The sequence below is a fragment of the Peribacillus sp. FW305-BF15 genome, from assembly GCF_058783805.1.
In genome coordinates this window covers 55,103-75,222 of the sequence record NZ_JBYSYV010000015.1, presented here as the reverse complement: position 1 = coordinate 75,222, position 20,120 = coordinate 55,103, and the positions used below count along the sequence as shown (strand labels likewise).

At 40.8% G+C, this 20,120-nt stretch carries 19 protein-coding genes and 1 pseudogene; 7 read left to right on the top strand and 13 right to left on the bottom strand.

Annotated elements, in window-relative coordinates; translation table 11 throughout:
* Positions 1-139 precede the first annotated feature (139 nt).
* Positions 140-646: a YkyB family protein gene (locus AC3WLU_RS16890; protein ID WP_492597608.1), complete on the top strand. Its 507-nt coding sequence runs from the start codon at positions 140-142 to the stop codon at positions 644-646.
* Positions 647-701: 55 nt separating this feature from the next.
* Here the strand turns inward: AC3WLU_RS16890 and AC3WLU_RS16885 are convergent, their stop codons facing one another.
* Both AC3WLU_RS16885 and corA read right to left on the bottom strand, forming a co-directional pair.
* Positions 702-1,607 (bottom strand): chemotaxis protein, encoded by a 906-nt coding sequence (locus tag AC3WLU_RS16885; RefSeq protein WP_063576953.1) that lies wholly within the window; start codon positions 1,605-1,607, stop codon positions 702-704.
* A gap of 552 nt (positions 1,608-2,159) precedes the next feature.
* Positions 2,160-3,143, bottom strand: coding sequence for a magnesium/cobalt transporter CorA (corA, locus tag AC3WLU_RS16880; protein ID WP_170946957.1), 984 nt, complete (start codon positions 3,141-3,143; stop codon positions 2,160-2,162).
* A gap of 148 nt (positions 3,144-3,291) precedes the next feature.
* On the opposite strand from corA, the gene AC3WLU_RS16875 reads away from it, so the two are divergent.
* Complete coding sequence (locus tag AC3WLU_RS16875; protein WP_413000584.1) at positions 3,292-4,440, top strand: aminotransferase A; 1,149 nt, start codon at positions 3,292-3,294, stop codon at positions 4,438-4,440.
* A gap of 87 nt (positions 4,441-4,527) precedes the next feature.
* Here AC3WLU_RS16875 and AC3WLU_RS16870 read toward each other — a convergent pair whose 3' ends face one another.
* The 7 genes and pseudogenes from AC3WLU_RS16870 to AC3WLU_RS16840 all read right to left on the bottom strand — a co-directional run bounded on the left by AC3WLU_RS16870 (position 4,528) and on the right by AC3WLU_RS16840 (position 10,565).
* Positions 4,528-4,893: a hypothetical protein gene (locus AC3WLU_RS16870; RefSeq protein ID WP_249597867.1), complete on the bottom strand. Its 366-nt coding sequence runs from the start codon at positions 4,891-4,893 to the stop codon at positions 4,528-4,530.
* Between the two features lie 65 nt (positions 4,894-4,958).
* Positions 4,959-5,846: pseudogene (locus AC3WLU_RS16865) on the bottom strand (NAD(P)-dependent oxidoreductase); the annotation flags it as partial.
* Positions 5,847-5,868: 22 nt separating this feature from the next.
* Positions 5,869-6,654: an SDR family oxidoreductase gene (locus AC3WLU_RS16860; RefSeq protein WP_492597607.1), complete on the bottom strand. Its 786-nt coding sequence runs from the start codon at positions 6,652-6,654 to the stop codon at positions 5,869-5,871.
* A 309-nt stretch (positions 6,655-6,963) separates the two neighbouring features.
* Entirely contained in the window at positions 6,964-8,682 is a 1,719-nt protein-coding gene (ptsP, locus tag AC3WLU_RS16855) for a phosphoenolpyruvate--protein phosphotransferase (protein ID WP_492597606.1), read from the bottom strand.
* On the bottom strand, positions 8,682-8,948 hold the full coding sequence (locus AC3WLU_RS16850; protein WP_034314127.1) for a phosphocarrier protein HPr: 267 nt from the start codon (positions 8,946-8,948) through the stop codon (positions 8,682-8,684). Before AC3WLU_RS16850 ends, ptsP begins: the two co-directional genes overlap by 1 nt.
* Positions 8,949-9,150: 202 nt before the next feature.
* Positions 9,151-9,936, bottom strand: a complete 786-nt coding sequence (locus AC3WLU_RS16845) for an ABC transporter permease (protein WP_057279005.1) — start codon at positions 9,934-9,936, stop codon at positions 9,151-9,153.
* Positions 9,936-10,565, bottom strand: a complete 630-nt coding sequence (locus AC3WLU_RS16840; protein ID WP_098936706.1) for an ABC transporter ATP-binding protein — start codon at positions 10,563-10,565, stop codon at positions 9,936-9,938. Before AC3WLU_RS16840 ends, AC3WLU_RS16845 begins: the two co-directional genes overlap by 1 nt.
* Before the next feature lie 179 nt (positions 10,566-10,744).
* On the opposite strand from AC3WLU_RS16840, the gene AC3WLU_RS16835 reads away from it, so the two are divergent.
* Together AC3WLU_RS16835 and AC3WLU_RS16830 are read left to right on the top strand one after the other, a co-directional pair.
* Positions 10,745-11,563: a thermonuclease family protein gene (locus AC3WLU_RS16835; protein WP_057279004.1), complete on the top strand. Its 819-nt coding sequence runs from the start codon at positions 10,745-10,747 to the stop codon at positions 11,561-11,563.
* 823 nt (positions 11,564-12,386) lie between these two features.
* The gene (locus tag AC3WLU_RS16830) at positions 12,387-12,881 is read left to right on the top strand and encodes a sigma-70 family RNA polymerase sigma factor (protein ID WP_098865222.1); all 495 of its coding nucleotides are present in this window, start codon (positions 12,387-12,389) and stop codon (positions 12,879-12,881) included.
* A 47-nt stretch (positions 12,882-12,928) separates the two neighbouring features.
* Here the strand turns inward: AC3WLU_RS16830 and ykzS are convergent, their stop codons facing one another.
* Complete coding sequence (gene ykzS / locus AC3WLU_RS16825; protein ID WP_095389998.1) at positions 12,929-13,123, bottom strand: protein YkzS; 195 nt, start codon at positions 13,121-13,123, stop codon at positions 12,929-12,931.
* Between the two features lie 452 nt (positions 13,124-13,575).
* Between ykzS and AC3WLU_RS16820 the strand changes: the two genes are divergently transcribed.
* Together AC3WLU_RS16820 and AC3WLU_RS16815 are read left to right on the top strand one after the other, a co-directional pair.
* Positions 13,576-13,752, top strand: a complete 177-nt coding sequence (locus tag AC3WLU_RS16820) for a YkvS family protein (protein ID WP_064505160.1) — start codon at positions 13,576-13,578, stop codon at positions 13,750-13,752.
* A gap of 193 nt (positions 13,753-13,945) precedes the next feature.
* Complete coding sequence (locus AC3WLU_RS16815; RefSeq protein WP_057279002.1) at positions 13,946-14,557, top strand: DUF8580 domain-containing lipoprotein; 612 nt, start codon at positions 13,946-13,948, stop codon at positions 14,555-14,557.
* Between the two features lie 53 nt (positions 14,558-14,610).
* Here AC3WLU_RS16815 and AC3WLU_RS16810 read toward each other — a convergent pair whose 3' ends face one another.
* The 3 genes from AC3WLU_RS16810 to AC3WLU_RS16800 all read right to left on the bottom strand — a co-directional run bounded on the left by AC3WLU_RS16810 (position 14,611) and on the right by AC3WLU_RS16800 (position 18,416).
* A complete protein-coding gene (locus tag AC3WLU_RS16810) occupies positions 14,611-15,651 on the bottom strand; it encodes a YkvI family membrane protein (RefSeq protein WP_413002067.1) in 1,041 nt (346 codons plus the stop codon).
* Between the two features lie 407 nt (positions 15,652-16,058).
* Positions 16,059-17,753 (bottom strand): M3 family oligoendopeptidase, encoded by a 1,695-nt coding sequence (locus AC3WLU_RS16805; RefSeq protein ID WP_063576964.1) that lies wholly within the window; start codon positions 17,751-17,753, stop codon positions 16,059-16,061.
* A gap of 225 nt (positions 17,754-17,978) precedes the next feature.
* On the bottom strand, positions 17,979-18,416 hold the full coding sequence (locus AC3WLU_RS16800) for a MarR family winged helix-turn-helix transcriptional regulator (RefSeq protein WP_034314147.1): 438 nt from the start codon (positions 18,414-18,416) through the stop codon (positions 17,979-17,981).
* A 156-nt stretch (positions 18,417-18,572) separates the two neighbouring features.
* Here AC3WLU_RS16800 and AC3WLU_RS16795 point away from each other — a divergent pair, with 156 nt between their 5' ends.
* Positions 18,573-20,069, top strand: coding sequence for an ATP-binding protein (locus AC3WLU_RS16795; RefSeq protein ID WP_413002070.1), 1,497 nt, complete (start codon positions 18,573-18,575; stop codon positions 20,067-20,069).
* Positions 20,070-20,120 lie beyond the last annotated feature (51 nt).

Here is a 20,120-nt window from a genome sequence, read left to right as displayed (position 1 = left end):
TACATGCTTAATTTTTTCACTATTTTCTGCCTAGTTGCACATACGTCCCTATTTCAACCAATATATAAAACAGGTTTTTCCTGAAGGAAGTCTGTATGTAACGTCCTACTAACCTTATTAAGAAAAGGAGTTTCCACTAATGAACCAAACGAAAGGACATTCTGAAAGGGATGAGTTTTCGATAAACTCCCTTGCCCAAGCCGTGTTTATTGTCAATAAACATGCAAAGACTGCATTGGAGCCAAAGAATTTATATAATTTAAAACGGCTCGCATTAAGCAAGCTTATGCAAGAAGGAAAAGCGAAGAAGATTGGACTTCATTTCTCTGATAACCCTCGCTTTGCAGCACAACAATCCGATGTCATTGTCGAATGCGGATCATATGTTTTTCATTTACCTCCCACTAAGGAAGATTTGAAAAAACTACCCCACCTCGGCAGCCGGGCAGCCTCCATACGGAACCCTAAAGCCGCGTTGTCATTATCAAAAGCCAAACAGATCCTGCAAACTTACGTTGGACAAGCAGGTGAAAAACAACCGAACACAACCAATACCGAGAAAAGGGCTCACGGGCGCAATTCGGTCAAGCAACCTTTTCACAATCCATTCCCATCCTCCTTTTTAGGAAAAGGTTCCAAGTATTGATCATTGATAAATCAAAAGGGCCGTGAGGTAACGCCTCCTCGGCCCTTTTTCACATTCATAATACCAATCTGTCTATCAACTGTATAAGCTCTGCAATTTCAGGCTTGCTGATTTGCGCGTCAGCCCCTACGACCTGACCTTTATGACGCAGGCTGTCAGTAATCAAAGAAGAGAAAATAATCACCGGCAGCCCAGCGAGTTCCCCGTTTTCCTTTATTCTTCTGGTCAAATGATGTCCATCCATCTGAGGCATCTCAATATCGGTAATCACCAGTTGCACTTCATCTTCAACCACTTTTCCTGATTCAATCAAATTCTCAAGATAATTAAATGCATCAAGTCCATTCTCATAAAACTCCAAGTACTTGAATCCTGCTTCTGACAATGTATCGAACAGCAGCTTTCTCAGTAATGGTGAATCTTCAGCAATCAGGATTCTCTTGTCAGAATTTTGCCGGATACCAAGCTTTTTTACCTGTTGGATGTTTATTCCTGATTCTGGATTGATTTCGACCACTATTTTTTCAAAATCGAGTAACAGTAACATTTCACTATTTAATTTTATTACTCCGATAATCTGACTTTCAAGGCCCTGATACATATCCGAAGGCTTTTCGATTTGGGACCAGGAAATACGGTGGATCTGTGTTACGGTATGGACATGGAAAACCACTTTTTGCTGATTGAATTCAGCCACTATGAATTTATCCTGCTCAGGAGTTTCAGATGGAGGAAACCCTAAAGCATCCGCGACATTCACAACTGGCAGTACTTCTCCGCGAAGCTCGATGATCCCCTCCACATTTGGATGGGAATGAGGGACAAGCGTGATGGGGACAGGATTGATGATTTCCTTCACCTTAATTACGTTAATGCCGAATTTATTCTTTCCGAGACCGAATTCCACTATCTCAAGCTCATTCGTTCCACTTTCCAGTAATATACCTTTATTTGCTTCCACTGTTTCATCCCGCCCTTCTGCTTTTTCATTTCAAAATTCCATAAATCATTAAACCGCTAGGAAAAATATCATGGTTTCATCAATGAACTCATACCTAATAATTCGGTTAAATATTTCTTTTGTTTAGAGCATGGATAAAAAAAATCCAGAAGTGATCATTTATTAAGGCTGTTTTCACAGACTTTGTTGCTATTTACCAGGTAGTGAGTTGTGGTTGATTTCCCCTCCAGATGCTCGCTTTCCTTGGTGCGGGCGGTGAGCCTCCTCGGCGTAAACGCCTGTGGGGTCTCACCTGTCCCGCTGCTCCCGCAGGAGTCTCGCACTTCCGCTCCAATCAACCTTAAATAGTTTCGTTTTAAAAACAACAATCTTTACGAAAAGAGCCTTTATTAAAGCCCAAACAAAAAAGGGACCCATCTGAGTCCCCCTTTTTCCAAGCTCATTTTCACCACTGTCATTCCGCCACCATATCATTCGTGAGCCTATCCCTTCGATATAAACCCCCGCCGCGCAAACTAAATAATGCATACTCACCAATTTCTCAAATGTTTCTTATCTCTTTCGCGACCTTTTCTTTGGATTGAGCCAACCTTTTTTTACAAAGAATAAAAACATCATCAAGGCAATACCGCCCATCGTTCCAAGAATGAGGAAATAGCCATAATGCCAATTTAATTCCGGCATATATTCAAAGTTCATCCCATATACGCCCACTATGAAGGTCAGCGGCATGAAAATGGTAGTGATGACAGTCAATGTCATCATCGTTGAATTCATATTATTAGAGTTCACAGACAAATAGCTATCACGGATATCGGACGAAAAATCTCGATACGATTCAAGCATTTCAGTCAATTTAAGAAGATGATCGTACACATCATTAAAATATAGATGCTGATCTTTCAAGTAATTCAGACGCTCCGATGAAATCATTCTGTACAATAAATCACGCATCGGCAATATGGTCCGACGGAGCCTGGACATATCTGTACGTAAATCGAAAAGCTGATCCATCAATTCGTTAATCGTGTCATTTTCAGTATTTTCCTCAATGCTAGCCAATTCGCTTTCAATTTTATAAACAGGCGGGAAGAATTCATCGACGATCCTGTCAATTATCCTATGCATCAAGAAAAAGGGACTTTGCTTCAACATTTTATTACCGGCAATTTCTTCCCATACCTTTTCCAGTTCAAGCATATCTTCCTTATGAAAACTGACTATCCATTTTTCACCAACAAACATATCCAATTCCACTGCTTTAAATACCTTCTCCCTTAAAGCATGAATCACAAGAAATTGGTAGCCTTCATAAAAGTCCATTTTGGGACGTTGATTAAAATCATCCAGGCAATCTTCAATTGCCAGCGGATGAAAGTGAAAATGATTGGTTAAAAGTTCGATTTCCTTGTTTGTGGGATTGGAAAAATCCACCCAGTACCACTCGATATCCGGATTATTCATTTCCGTTAGCGGTAAATCAAAACTGATTTCTTGATTAGAAGTAATTGCGCAAGTCCTTATCAAATGTATCAACCCTCAAAATTTTCTTATCATACATTATACCTTTATTTCATTAATCTCAAAAAGTTTTCTCCCCCTCCAAACTAAATGATAAAATAGGATGAATGAGTCAAACATAGTACATAAATTCATGTAGGTAGATAAGGGAGGATATTCATAGATGGAACATTTAATAAACCCTCTAGTAAAAGACGTACAAATATCAGGAATCCGCAAATTCTACAATATGGTCGCTGATATCGAAGGCACCATTTCCTTAACGATAGGACAGCCTGACTTTCCAACTCCAACGCATATTAAAGAAGCGGCAAAACAAGCCATCAATAATGACTATACCGTTTATACTCACAATGCCGGCTATCTGGAATTAAGGGAAGCCGCTTCAAATTATGTAAAAGATAAATACAATCTTGAGTATGATCCCGCGAATGAAGTGATCGTGACCTCTGGTGCCAGCGAAGGCATAGACATTGCCTTTCGGACGATCCTCATCCCAGGGAACGAAGTAATATTACCTGGTCCGGTATATCCGGGATACGAACCCATCATTAAGATGTGCGGCGCAACACCTGTTTATGCCGATACAACAAAAAATGGATTTCGTTTGACGGCAGATATACTTGAAAAGTACATAACTGAAAACACTCGGTGCATCGTTCTGCCCTATCCATCGAATCCGACCGGGGTTACATTAACTGCCGAAGAATTATTGGACATTGCCGAACTTGTTAGGGGCAAGGACATCTTCATATTGGCTGATGAGATATACAGTGAGCTGGTATTCGATCAGGAGCATGTTTCGATTGCCACTTTCTTAAAAGAACAAACCATCGTCTTGAACGGATTGTCCAAGTCCCATTCCATGACCGGGTGGAGGATTGGCCTTCTGTTTGCGCCTGCAGCCATCTCTCAGCATCTCCTGAAGGTTCACCAATACAATGTGACATGTGCCGCATCCATATCGCAGAGAGCTGCCTTGGAAGCATTGACGGCAGGCAGAAATGATGCAATCCCCATGAAGACTGAGTATGCACGGAGACGGGAATACGTGTACAGTCGCTTACAAGCGATGAAACTGGAAATAGTCAAACCAAATGGTGCCTTTTACTTCTTTATAAAGCTGCCTGAAGGCTATGACTCTTCCCTTGACTTTTGCCTTAAGCTTGTTCAACAGGAAAAAGTGGCAGTGGTCCCTGGAGATGCCTTCTCTCCCCTTGGCGAAGGGTACTTCAGGATATCTTATGCCTATTCCATGGAGACCCTGGAAAAGGCCTTGGACCGTATTGAAGCTTTTTTAGCTAAAAAGTAATCGCAAAAAATAGTGGCCTTCAATTGAAGGCCACTTTCCAATTTTCAAGGATGTCAGGCTACCTAAGGCTTTTCACCTTGCCGCCAACTAATACAATCTTCGTAAAAAACGAATTTCCCGATATCCTTCTTCCTTATTTGTCGTGGTAAGGCTCACTTCAACGATGGACCCAAGTAAATCAGCCATCACTTCTTCAAATTCCTTTGCGGAGCGCGGCTTTGAAAAGCCTAAGCTCTTCAATTCGCGCATCAGTATCTGAAAACCGGCATTCGTTTCGATATGACTGAATTTCACCGGCAAGATTAGCGGACTTTCATTCATTAATTTCAGATCCCAACGAATGGGCTTTGTTTGATGAATGGTTTTTTCTCGTTTAAAACCTTCAATTCTTACAATATATCGACCATCTTCTAATTCCTGGAATTTTATATTGATATCATCGAATTCGCCCATAGCTTTCACTCCTTTTTGTAAAGGCTGTCGCTATCAGCTTATTCATGATAAAGAAATGCTAGCACTTAATTATAATGTTTATATAATGCCTGTGTACCGCTATTTTCTTCGCCAGCTTCTGCCAGCCCCTCATACAGGGATTTGCTCAGGCTTAATCCAGGAGCGTCCATTCCCATTCTTTCCGCTTCATCGAGTGCAATCTTCATATCCTTGATAAAATGCTTGATATAAAAACCAGGTTCAAAATCCCCTTCAACCATCCGCGGTACGAGATTGGACAATGACCAGCTCCCGGCAGACCCCGATGATATGCTTCTTAATACCCGGTCCGGATCCAACCCCGCCTTTTTGGCATAGGAAATCGCTTCAGTCACTCCGATCATATTGGATGCAATGGCGATTTGATTGCACATTTTCGTATGCTGTCCTGAACCAGCGGGGCCTTGATGGACAACATTGCTGCCAAGGATTTCAAAAATGGGCCGGACCGCTTCAAATGCCTCACTAGACCCGCCGACCATGATCGTGAGCTTTGCATCACGAGCACCGATATCTCCTCCGGAAACCGGTGCATCCAAGGATTCCATGCCCCTTTTCTTCGCTTCCTCTGCTATCTTCACTGCCAAAGTTGGAGTCGAGGTCGTCATATCGATTAAATAGGTTCCTTGTTTCCCGTTCTCGATAAGCCCATTTTCCCCAAGATAGATTTCCTCCACATCACTAGGGTATCCCACCATGGAAATGATCACATTAGCTTTTTGCGCAATTTCCTTTGGAGCAGCTGCCCACTTCGCTCCCTGTGAGAGCAGTTCACTTGACTTATCTTTCGTCCTTGTATAAACAAATACCTCAAACCCCGCCTTAAGCAGATGTGCGGCCATGCTTTTTCCCATAACTCCTAAACCAATGAAGCCGATCACTTTGTTCGATTGCATCAATGCAGATTCCTCCCAATCATTTTGTTTAAAACAGAACTTAAATGGACTTTATCATACCTCCGTCAACTAAATAGGACTGCCCCGTTATATATGTATTAGCACCTGAAACAAGGAAAGTAACGAACTTTGCAAATTCCTCGGGTTCCCCATAACGCCCAAGAGGGATTTTATTAATGGATAGTTCAGTCATCTCCTCAGGAGTGACGCCTTGTTTCTCTGCATTCATCTTATCAAGGTGCTGAACACGATCCGTTGCGATTCTTCCTGGACCGACTGTATTGATCAAAATCCTGTCTGGTGCTAATTCTGAAGCTAACGTCTTCGACAAACCAACGATTGCCGTCCGGAATGTATTCGATAATATCAGTCCTGGAATCGGTTCCTTAATGGATGAAGAAGCAATATTAACGATTTTCCCGCCTTGTTTTTTTAAATGTGGCAAGCTCTCACGAATCGTCCTTATGAAGCTTAGTAAATTAAGTTCAAAAGATTGTTGCCATTCTTCATCATTGAAATCTGAAAAAGAACCTCCTGGAGGACCTCCGGCATTATTAATAAGAATATCGATACCGCCGAATTCTTCAGCGGTTTGCGCAACCAGGCTTTTAATATCTTCAGCTTTTGTTATATCCGTTACCTTATAAGAAACTTTACCCGTCCCAAGCTGTGATAATTCCTTTTGTACGGCGGCTAGCTTTTCCCCATCACGGCTGGCTAGCATGACATTTGCTCCTTCTTTAACCAATTCGGCTGCCATAGCCATCCCCAAACCTTGACTTGAAGCTAAAATCAAGGCATTTTTCTTTTCCAAATGTAATTCCATATTATATCTAACCTCCATCTTCTTAAAAATATAATTCCATTATATCGTTATAACCGTAAAGTGAAAAATCTGAATAATCATTCTTGTGATTTTTTATTTGCAAAAAAAATAGCCGGCTGGATAACCAACCGGCTTCAAAGGGGGAAATGAGAATGTCAGCTGCCCTAAAAGAGCTAAACAACTGTGCTTGCTTTTTATTTACCCCTTTTTTGGTGCAATAAACATTTTTTCTTTAAAGTAAACAAGAATTACAGGACAGCACCCCATCCGAAGGTTCTAATGGATGGGGTGCTGTTTTCCTGATTTTAATTATTTCTTCAAAGCGTTAACAACCGCTTCTTTCACATTATCATTCGTGTCCAGCCCCAGAACTCCCTGAGATAATTTTTTCATCTCTTCAAGCGAAAGTTGGCTAATTAAAGAACGTGCTTTTAAAATCGAAGTGGCACTCATAGAGAATTCATCAAGGCCCAATCCGATTAAAATCGGGATGGCCACTTCATCTCCAGCCATTTCCCCGCACATTCCGGCCCATTTCCCTTCTTTATGAGCTGCATCTATGACCATTTTAACCAAGCGTAAAATCGCTGGATTGTATGGTTGATATAAATAAGATACTCTCTCATTCATTCGGTCAGCGGCCATCGTATACTGAATCAAGTCATTAGTGCCTATGCTGAAGAAATCGACTTCCTTAGCAAATATATCCGCCATCACTGCAGTTGAAGGGATTTCAACCATGATTCCGACTTCAATCTTTTCGGCAACTTGAATACCATTATCAAGCAATTCCTGCCTGACTTCAGCCAAGACGGCTTTAGCTTCGCGGAATTCAGCCAGTGTTGCAATCATCGGGAACATGATCTTCAAATCCCCGTAAATGCTTGCACGAAGCAGGGCACGCAGCTGGGTCCGGAAAATCTCCTGCTCATTTAAGCAAAGGCGAATCGCACGGTAGCCAAGGAAAGGGTTCATTTCCTTAGGAAGCTCTAAATAAGGCAACTCCTTGTCTCCGCCTATATCAAGCGTTCTGACGACTACAGGCTTCCCTGACATTCCTTCCAGCACAGCTTTGTATGCCTCGAACTGTTCTTCTTCACTTGGAAAGTCATTTCTGCCCATATAAAGAAATTCCGTACGATATAACCCGATGCCTTCACCGCCATTTTGATGTACGCCCTCCAGATCTTTCGGCGTGCCAATATTGGCTGCCAATTCCACATGGTGGCCATCATTCGTAACGGTTTTTTCATGAACAAGTTTCGCCCACTCAGCTTTTTGCCTGGCATAGGCTTCCTGCTCCTCTTCGTAGCGTTTCACGAGTTCAGGAGTGGGATTGATGTGGACTTCTCCCTTTAACCCGTCAATTATCACCAAGTCACCATTTTCAATGGTAGTGGTCACTGACTTCGCTCCAACGACTGCTGGAATTTCCAATGAACGGGCCATTATGGCTGAATGGGATGTACGTCCACCGATATCGGTCGTGAATCCTTTAACATATGCCGGATTCAACTGTGCTGTATCGGATGGAGTCAAATCCTCCGCAATGATGATCACTTCTTCAGCAATCATGCTCGGATTAGGAATATGAACACCTAAAAGATGTGACAGCACCCGTTTCGTGACGTCACGGATATCCGCTGCTCGTTCCTTCATGTATTCATTATCCATTTGTTCAAACATCGTAATGAACATGCTTGCGGTTTCATTTAAAGAAAACTCTGCGTTGACGTTTTCTGATTGTATTTTATCCTGAATTGGAGTGATAAGTTCCGGATCAGCCAAAACAAGCAGGTGCGCGTCAAAGATTGCGGCTTTATCGGCCCCTAGATCCTTTTCGGCTTTATCCCTGATTATTTCCAATTCATTTATTGACTTTTGAATAGCTTCCTTAAAACGGGATATTTCAGCCCCGACATCTTCTATGCTTCTTTTTACAATCGATAAATCTGGCTCAGTCAGTCGATAGGCTTTAGCGATGGCTATACCGTTTGAAGCAGCTATTCCACTAATCAAAGTGGACATTATTCTGCTAATCCTTCTCTGTTCAACGTTTCAGCAAGTGTGTTCAGTGCATCATTTTCATCGCTTCCTTCAGCAGAAATCGTAATTTCCGCACCTTTGCCGATACCTAGGGACATTACACCCATAATGGACTTAAGGTTCACTTTTTTCTCTTTATATGCAAGGTTTATTTCTGAATCAAATTTTCCTGCAGCTTGTACTAGCAATGTTGCCGGACGCGCGTGAATTCCTGTTTCTGCAGTTACTGTAAATGTTTTTTCTACCATATAGATCAATCTCCTTTAAGATAAATTAACAAAAATAGGTTATGTAAGGGGTTTTCTCTATCCAAATGAAAAAAGAAATGCCCTTTTCCTTATCAGGATAGCATTATCATTCCCAACAAACAAACCAAAACTATTGGTACCTACAAAATAGTACAAAAATATAGATGGAACTGCAACTATTACTTTTCAGATTCTTCAATGATTAAATGGAAAGCTGTGCATTTTTGGTAAAAAAAGCCCTGAAACTCAGCATAATAAAAAGGACCACCGTTAATGAAACACTTCCGAGAATTCCAATCAGAATCGCAATCTGGTACTCAATAGCAATTAGCGGGCTTATCCCCGAAATGATTTGCCCTGTCATCATTCCTGGAAGGAAGATAATCCCCATCCCGAGCATATTGTTCAAAGTCGGGAGCACAGCCGAGTCGAATGCAGCATCCACATATTTCTTCACAGCCCTCGCTGGAGTCGCTCCAAGCATCAACATCGCTTCTACCCTTTCACGATTACCGCTTATCCCTTCATGGAGGTTCTTAAGCGCCAATGTCACTCCGGTCATGGCATTCCCCACGATCATCCCTGCAATTGGAATGAAGTACCTCGGCTCATACCATGGCGTGAAATGAATCACGACCACATTAAAATAAAACAAGGCAGCCATTGGACCTGACAACATACTTAAGATAACGATCCTTTTGATTTTCTTATTAAGAGTATGGGACACTTGCTTAAAAATATTATGGATGGAAAATAGGGCCATCGCACATAAAAATCCTAAAGAAAGTAATGGGTGGGGATTTTCAAAGATATATGTCAAAACATATCCTGCGAGAATGAGTTGGACAGTCATCCGCACCGTGGCGAGCATGATTTGCTTTTCCCGTGTAATCCCGCGCCACTTCACGATTATGAGCAGAATCACTACAAACACGTAGGCCGCACAAAGACGCCAGAACTCAATATCTATTATCCCATTCGACTCCATTAATAGTCACTCTCCTTCGCCTTTTTCAGAACGATCCTATGTTCAGCACACATGTCCGCCAGCTGTTTTGAATGGGTTATCATGATGACCGTTCCTTTTTCCCGCTTCACTCCTTCTAAAAAACGCCCCATGACCGTCAGCTCGGCTTCCTCATCAAGAGCTGAAGTCGGCTCATCCAATAAATACACGTCGGGGTTCAATAAAAGTAACCTCGCCAGTGCCAGTCTCTGTTTCTCCCCGCCAGAAAGATATTCCGCACCCTCGTCTAAGGACTTCTGTAACTGGACCGTTTCAAGTGCTTTAACCAATTCTTCTTTATCCTTTTTTTCCCGTTCCGTCAATTCCAGGCCAATCTGAAGATTTTCTTCAATCGTACCCGGTAAAGTGAATGGTGCCTGAGAAAGCATTGTGACTTTACGCCGGAGCTCTATCGGGTTGAATTCATCCAGCAACTGATCCTGATAATAAATCGAACCGCTATCCGGGTCATCCATCCTGTTCAATAATCGCAGCAGTGAGGTTTTTCCTGAACCGCTTTCCCCAGTCAAACAAGTAACCATACACGCCGGTATTTCCAAATCATCAATATTCAAAATCCCTTTATATTTAATATTTTCTAGCCTGAATATCATTTTACCCGCCTGCCTCCCTTACTCCACGATATCATTATAAGAAACTATCCTGATATGGGGTAGCGATGCATGTAAAGATTTTCATTTTCTTTCGCATTTTTATAGGTTAGTATTATTCCTGCCGAATATATCCATGACGGACGTGGAAAACACCTTAATAAATGGAGGGACTTATCATGAACGGAAATTCCTTTTTACATTCTTACCTGAATGTTTTTCTCCTTACTGCACTTTGCCTGATCACGTTGTCTGGCTGCCAGGCAGCTTCAGATAACGTGATCAATCAATCCAAACAGGAAGATTCACTTTCCAACGAAGACACCCGTTCCAGTGCGGATTCTTCAAATGAAGAGAAAGGCAAGACATTCACAGCCGAGATCATCAAAGTTATTGACGGAGATACAGTAAAAATCAAAATGACTAATGGAAATCAAGAAACGGTCAGGCTCCTGTTGATAGATACTCCAGAAACCGTGCATCCATCCAAGCCCGTTCAGCCTTTTGGACCTGAAGCAAGCAAGTTCGCCAAGGAACTCATGCCTTCGGGCTCTAAAGTGGAAGTAGAAACCGGCATAGGTGAAAGAGATAAATACGGCCGGCTGCTGGCCTATTTTTATGTAGATGGTAAAATGGTGAATAAACTCCTGCTGGAAAAAGGACTGGCGAGGGTAGCCTATGTTTATGCACCGAACACGAAATACCTTGATGAATTGGAAAATATTCAAAAACAAGCCCAACAAGACGAAATCGGTATTTGGTCAATTGAAAACTATGCAACTTCAAAAGGGTTCGATGATTCGAAGTCAAAAGAAGCATCCGTGGAAAAGCCAACTGGGTCTTGCAATAACCCGCAAATTAAAGGGAATATAAATTCCAAAGGCAATAAAATTTATCACATTCCTTCGGGCCAATATTACGAAATAACTAAACCAGAAGAAATGTTTTGTACTGAAAAAGACGCACAGGATGCTGGATTCAGAAAATCGCAAAGTTAACAAATACATTGGTTTTATTAAAAAAAGATCGAGTTGATTTCAAAAATCCGCTCCCCTTCCGCCGGCTGTCTGCCAAGCCTCCTCGACGTAAGCGTCTGCGGGGTCTCGGCCAGCCAGTTATTCGGCTGGAGTGTAGCAAATTTCTCCATGCATTAATTATTACAGGAAAAAAACATGAAGGATATACTAGTCTTATATAGGGTTCGGAATAAGACGAGCCAGCTGTTTTTTTAAATATCACAAAGTTGATTGGAATGGAAGGTACGGAAAAGCGCGTCTAAGGGAGACCCCACAGGCTTAAAGAGCGCAGAGGGGCACCCGGAACACCCGCGGAAAGCGAGTGCCTGAAGTGGAAATCTAAATTTTATATCACCTCAAAAAAAACTGTGGACAAAAGGATTTTTATGTTTTAAAACAAAGTTGATTGGAATGGGTGTTCGAGACTCCTGCAGGAAAAGCGGTCTGAGGGGGACCCCCGCAGGCGTGCCGAGGAGGCTCACAGACGGTGAAGTGGAAATCAAAGTTGAACTATAAAATATATCCTTGTTTTAAATGAGGCCATTCCAAACTACCCTTGTCGACAAACGGAACATGATGTTTCGGCACATCCAATCTTAGGATGTGTTTTTTCATTTGGTCCCACATACTCAATATTTCCTTAATTATCCTTTTCTCATCAAAAAGGTTCTCTTAGCTCCTTTAAAACCCACTTGTTATTACCGCCATTTTTCGGTTATGCCATTTGGCTTTATCCGATCGATTTATTTATGGTAGAAGCACCCGGGAATACAGGAAAGTGCACTTTCTAAAGGTGACTTGCTTAATGAAAGATTTCTCAGCGCTAACGGAAGAATTCACCCCGATGATCCATCATATTATCCGCTCACTTTCCATCTATAAAAATAAGGAAGAATATTTTCAAGTAGGCTTGATCGCTTTATGGGAGTCATTAGGGAATTACAATGAGGAATACGGACAATTCTCCAACTATGCCTATACGGTAATCAAAGGCAAAATTCTGAACGAATTAAAGCATCATCATAAATATGAAATCCGTACCGAACCCTTTGATTCCTTCCTATTAGAGATGATTAAAGATCCTTTTTCAATGCATGAAGAGGCCTTTGCCATCGAAAATATATTAACCTATACGGAAGGATTGACACTGAATCAGCAACGCTGGCTTTTACAGACATACCTTGAAAATAAAACCGTGACTGAAATAGCTGAGATATATCAAGTTACTGCTGCAGCCGTCAAATCATGGAGAAAGTCCGCCTTAAATAAATTAAGGAAACAATTGATTTTTCCATTATAAATAATTTGGGGTGGCTCAATCATGAGCCACCCCAAACTATACATCCATCAACTTCTCGCTTCTTCTAAATACGTATAAATTATCACACCGTTATGTTGAGCATTCCCCCGAAAATGTTTAAAGTCATCCCTTTTAACAAGAACCTCACGAAAAGCTAAAAATTCTTCTTTTGTTATCCGGAACTCTTCCATTTCCCGATTTGCCAATTTATCGAGTACTTCTTTTGCTTCCTCTGCATTCATATATTATCCTCCTTAATTATCGAATGTTCCATCATTTTCAGACAGGAGAAATTCCACTTTCATTTTAACATAAACTTGCCACTTCATATAAATCGTAATTTTTTGTTGCCCACTTACTACATTATTCTTTACGAATGCTTTAAAATAGTGCAAACTGTATATTAAAATATCATAATGTAAAATGTTTGGCATTTTTTGTACATATAATTACATACTGGTACGCATAACTGCGTTTGCAAGATATACCAAATTATGCCACATCTTTACAACGCTCCATTACAAGAATCGTACCTCCTTTTAAAAGTTTAGCTTACTGTACCGACATAAGAGATAACTAATTCTCTTACTAGCACTTCCCACGTCAAAATCTAAACGGCAAGATGTTCGAATAATCCAATTACTCCATTGTTACTTTTTGATCATTGGAAACAAAATGGGAAAGGATGATTACCATGAAGAAAGCGGAAGTTGGAAATATCATTGAATTTAGAGAAGGCTTAAAAGGAATCGTCGAGAAAGTGAACGAGAACTCAGTAATCGTGGACGTCACGTATATGGAAAATTATCGTGATTTGGAGCTTGAACAAAAAACAGTCGTAAACCATAAAAATTATAAAATCATAGGATAATTCAATTTATCAAACGGGATGGTTACTAGATGACCATTCCGTTTTTCACTTTTTAGCAATCGCCCCATTCGATTCCCCCGCTTTTTGTAACCATTTCCATTTCATGCCGTCTAATTCATTAAAGGGAAAAGCACCTGTATGTGATGCAGGAATATCCAGTTTGAAATTTCTATCAGAAAGAGGAGGGAAACACATGACTTGTTGGACACGTTATATTGGCTGTGTCACATTCGCCGCTTTTCTGCTGACTGGCTGCGGTACGGCCACAGACGAAAATGCAGATGAGCCACAGGAAGATTCAATAAAAGAGGAGAACGGAGGCAACACTTCTCAAAGAGGCAATCGTAATAAAATAAGACTGATGGAGCAAAACCTGCAGTATACAATGAACGGGGAAGCAAAAGAAAAAACAGCATTCCTAAAAAAAAGCGATAATCAACCGTTCAGCCTCTATGTTTTGCAACAATTCAGGTTAAGTGCCGAAGAACCTGGAAAAGATATTGTGTTCCTGATTGAAGATGACTCCATTTATATGAGAATCGAATTGTTGAAGGCCGATGTCAGTTGGGATGAGGTGGAAGAAAATGTTCAAGACCAGCTGAAAAGCATTTCAGAAACGATTAGGGATCCTTCACTCGATATCGAGAGCGGCACAGGATTTGAAGTGGAAAGTGGGGATGATGTCATCACTTCCATTTTGCTCAAGGATGAAAAAGCCCCCGTCCGCTTAACGATGTTCACGAAAAAAGATAAAGATTACCGGGATGCTTTTCTAGAGATGGCTAAGACGCTGATGAAAGGGTGACCATTGATTTCCCCATGGTACGGAGGGCTTAAGGGCAGGCCCCCCGTTCTCCATTACTCCTTGCCTGCCTTGCTCTTCCAGACCAGCACTAAAAAAAGGAGGCTTATGTATCCAAAAACCGGATAAATATATCCTAGTAACCTTCCATATCCGAATTCACTAATGACTAAAGCTATTAAAAAGATCACCGCTATGATCAGCATGCTTGGCAATTTAATATAACTGCTGATTTGCCTCTGTAAGCCATATATGTTTCCGATGACCGATGTGAATATCTCTCCGTATATCACCAAAATGAACATCCAATACAACTGACCGGCCGCAGTTCTCATAATAACTGCTGAAGGGATTTCATAACGATTCACGTCAGGAAGTGTCATAAGTGAAAAATGCCCCGTCAATAAAATGATGGTCAGGAATATCCCTCCAAGAATTGCTCCATGCTTAATGACCTTCTCATCTCGAACTTCATACGCAACCGGAACCAGCACAGCCTGTGCCAAAGCAAGATTAAAGGCTGTGTAGGCAAAGGGGGACAAAATCATTTTCACGGTGATCACTTCATCCGGAACTTTAGTAAGGGTCTTAAAGAAATCCCCATTACCTAGAGTCGAGAAAAAAAGAATCACGCTAAAGCAGATCATGATTGGTACAACAAACGAGTTCACAGTGAAAACACCGCGCATGCCCATCATCAGGACCAAGGATGCCAGGATGATCGTAGACCAACTTCCTATACTTTTAGGCACGCCAAGTTGTTCTTCAAAAACGGCTCCAGAACCCGAAATCATGACAGCCGTCACCCCTAACAGCATGATTAGGAAAAAGAAGTTGATGATTCGTGCTATTTTCTTCCCAAAAAGAAATTGATTGAACTCCTCATAAGAAGATGCTCTGATCCTTGCGGAAATGAGCATGATTTTCGTCCCGGTGAATATGAAAATATAACCTGCTATTAAAATCCCGATAAAGCCATAAAAACCATAACGGGTAAAAAACTCGACAATCTCTTTTCCAGTTGCAAATCCTGCACCGACGACTGTGCCTACATAAACCGCTGCAATCTGAAAACTCCCTGACCATCTTGACAGCATACTCTCCCCTCCTCCCTACATTTATATGTAAGGAAGGGACATTTAAGACAAGCCGGGCAATATTCCTTTCGTCGGCTGTTTTTTTCCTCGGTTTCATTCTCTCACAGTGCAGTCTGAAACCCCCTATGCATTTCACTTTGAAGGATCATTCCGAATGCATGAATATTAAAAAAACGCTTGGAATAATCTCCAAGCGTTCAGACTGTATACTAATTAATAAACGTACCAGTTGATTCCAGAAATTCACTCCCTTTCCGCCGACTGTCTTTCATGCCGCATCATTGCAAGCACCTCGGCAGGAGTGTGGCAAATTTCTTCAATCCAATAAGGTTTCTTTCTATATAAAAAAGTGTTCATGAAGGAAAACCAAGTCTTCTTTTATAATCATGGTTCAGAGTTAGACCATTTCATAATGCCTTATCATCAACAGTGGAGAGCCATTCGTCTATCACCTTCACAACGGACTGTACAGTACCGTCAACAAACGGGGATTTCAGATTCGCAGATTCAACGAGATCAAGGAAGGACTTGCTGCCTCCAAGTTGGCACAGATTCAAATAATCCTCCCAAGCCGTTTCATCTTTTTCAGTCGACCTTTTCCAGAATTGGAAAGCACAAATCTGGGCCAATGTATAGTCGATATAATAAAAGGGTGATTGATAAATGTGGCTTTGCCGCTGCCAATACCCGCCATGCTCCAAGAATTCATTTCCTTCATAATCGCGATGCGGCAAATATTCCATCTCGATCTTACGCCAAGCCTGCTTTCTTTCAACCGGGGAGGCATTAGGATTTTCATAGACAAAATGCTGAAATTCATCAACAGCTACCCCATACGGGAGGAATATGAGGGCACCGCTTAGATGGGAAAACTTATATTTTTCCGTATCTTCCTTGAAAAATAGCTCCATCCATGGCCAAGTTAAAAATTCCATGCTCATCGAATGGATTTCACATGCTTCATATGTAGGCCAATAATATTCAGGAATATCAAGATCACGGCTGCGATACACTTGGAATGCATGACCTGCCTCATGTGTCAAAACATCAATATCCCCGGAAGTGCCATTGAAATTAGAAAAGATGAATGGAGCTTTATAGTCTTCTATAAAAGTACAGTAGCCACCGCTTTCTTTTCCTTTTTTCGCCACAAGGTCCATCAGGTCATTATCAATCATATAGTTGAAAAACTGATTCGTTTCAGGCGATAGTTCCTGGTACATCCTTTTCCCATTTCCGATGATCCACTCAGCATCGCCTTTTGGAATGGCATTACCCGTTCTGAAATGAAAATTCTCATCATAATAGTTCAGCTTCTCCAATCCAAGACGTTCCCGCTGCCGTTCCTTCAGCCGAGTGACAAGCGGTACCACTTCCTCTTTCACCTGCTTGCGGAATGCAGCAACCATATCAGCATCATAATCAGTCCTTGTCATTCGATAATACCCAAGTTCCACGAAATTCCCATAACCCAGCGCTGTCGAAATCCCATTCCTCACCTTGACAAGTTCATCGAATATACGATCCAATTCCTCCTGCTTTTCTTCAAAGAAACCGTAATATGCCTCACTTGCATTTTTCCTTAACTCACGGTCCGAGGACTCCATAAAAGGCTGAAGCTGCGCAAGCGTTAATTCTTTTCCATCAAAGCGAATTTTTGCAGAGGCAATTAATTGTGAATACTCACTTGATAATTTATTTTCTTTTTGCAGCTGTGGTATGATTTCGGGCGAAAAGGTTTTGAGTTGGGCCTCTGCCAGGTCAAATAGTTGAGTTCCCCATTTCTCCTCAAGCTCCTTACGGAATTTCGAGCGAACGAGATCATTGTAAAATTTCGAGGTCAATTCTTCCATTTCAGGGGAGAAGTCATCTAAGTAATCATTCTCCGCTTTATAAAAAACATCATTGGTATCTATGGAATGCCGGATATAGACTAAATTAAACATCGTACCTACATAATTTCGTATTCCGTTTATTTCTTCCATGGCTTTTATTTGTGCATCGGCATTTGCAGCATCCGTAAACTTTTCCAAAGCTTTCATGAACCGGGTTTTAATTTCATCCATTTCAGGCCGCTTATATTTATACTCATTAAATTTCATATGTAAACTCCCTTTCGAATATAAAACATTTTTTCTGTATAACCAGTGTGACGTTATCCAATCGAATTCGTTTCCAAGTAACATTCACCATTATCACGGTTGTCGTAATGTAATTTAATTCGCCATAGCTTATTAAAAACCTTTTTATGTCGCTAAAACAAATTCATGTTTTATCAGACATAAAAAACCAGCACCTGTAGTCAAATCCAGGTGCTGGTTCTTTAGCTAATTTTGAGCGGAATACCCAATCTTTTTAAGCAATTCGATCACGGTCGCCTTTTCATCTTGCGTAAGTACACTCATGATATCATCGATTCTTTTTTCATGCTCAGGAAATACTCCTTCAATAAAGGCCTTTCCTTTATCGGTTATCTTTGCAAAGGTTACACGGCGATCCTCTTTACATGCTATGCGCTGCAGATATTCCTTCTGTTCAAGTTTATCCACGACATAGGTAATGCTGCCGCTGGCTAGCAGGATTTTTCCGCCTATTTGCTGAAGAGGCTGATCCCCTTTATGATAAAGCAATTCCAGTACTGCAAACTCAGTTGGATTCAAACCCTCTTCAGCTATATGTTTATTAACCACATCATTAATGGATCGATGAGCTCTAGACATCACAATGAACAGTTTCAAAGACTGTTGGATGTTATTATTCTCCATAACTTCACAACCTTAAAAATTTTTAATTAAAATATCTTGAATTAAAAGTTATTATATGACATTAAGGATTTTTTGTCAATCTGCCCTGTTAGTATGCACTATTGTTTAATCAATCATTTTGATATACTTGAAAAAAAAGCTAAAGTAGTGACAAACATGAAAACAAGGCATAAATTCACCACATACCTACTTATTGTTATTTTACCATTAATTTTTCTCTCTATCATTTATTGGATGCATTTAGAACGTTCCCTTCAAAAAGAAAGACAGGAACAAGCTGAATGGGCGGGAACGGTTTATCAAGAATACATAGATCAAGTTATAAGGGAAACGAAGGAAAACCTTGAACTGCTTAGCCTTAGCAGTTCCGTGCTTTATATGGATGATAAAAAAACCGATCTTCTTATGAACTGGATCAAAGATACAGATTCCAGGTATGCCGGAGTATATTGGCTAAATCGCGACGGTGTTTCCATTTCGGGTACGAATAAGAATTTCCATCATTACCATTTAATCGAACAAAATGATATAGAACGTGCAGTAAAAACTCAAAAAGCAGTTGTAGCAGGAACAAAGGAGCTTTATAACGCTCATTTTAATTATTTTTCCATTTTTGCTCCCATACTGGATCAAGATAAAAAAGTGCAAGGGTTTTTATTGGCACATATCAGGCTGGATCATATGGAAAAAATATTGAAAATGCTCAGCCCTGGTCATACCTTTATATTGGAAACAAAGGACAAAACCCGAATTTTAGATATAAATGCCGAGGGATTCAATGGACATTCAACATGGGTGGATGTTCCTTTGACCGAAGTCGATTGGAAACTGTCCGTCAAAGTGCCCGACAAGATTAACACAAATAACATGAATGTTTTTTTAATGCTTGTCTTTTTCACCTTCTTTATTACTCACATGATTTATATCATCATGGAGGAACTGATCGTTCGCAGGCATGCCAAAAACCAAAAATTACTAAACGAAAGCCAAAAAATAGATTTTGTCGGTACATTGGCTGCAAGTACTGCACATGAAATAAAAAACCCACTTACCGGCATAAAGGGGCTAGTTCAGTTACTGGTAGAAAAACACCCTGAGGAGCAAGATCAGTTCTATTACTCTGTCATCATGAAGGAAATTGAACGGATCAATAGCATCGTCAGCGAATTTTTGATTTTAGGAAAGCCAATGGTACAAACTTTATCCTTATATGATATTCGCAGTATCATTGCTGAATTGAGACCAATAATAGAATCAGAAGCACGTCACTTCAATATTGAAGTGGAATGGAATATCATAAAGGAGCCAATCCTGGTTCATTGTACAAAGGATCAACTCAAACAAGTCATTCTCAACATTGCCAAAAACGGTTTCGAGGCCATGGAAGTTGGGAAAAAGTTAAGGATTCGAATTCACCATGAAAATGAATCGGCTAAAATCATGATCATCGATAACGGGCAAGGACTGACTGAAAAAGATATAGGGAAAGTGTTCGATCCCTTCTATACATCGAAAAAAGAAGGAACGGGATTAGGGCTATTTGTGTGTAAACGAATCATTGAATCTTTTAACGGCACCATCAAGTTTTCAAGTAAACCTCTGGTCGGTACAACCGTTACAATCAGCTTGCCGCTTATAAAAGACCACACTTAGCAATACTTTGAAGAGTTATCGTTTTTTTCATGAAGGCTAGTAACGATCCCG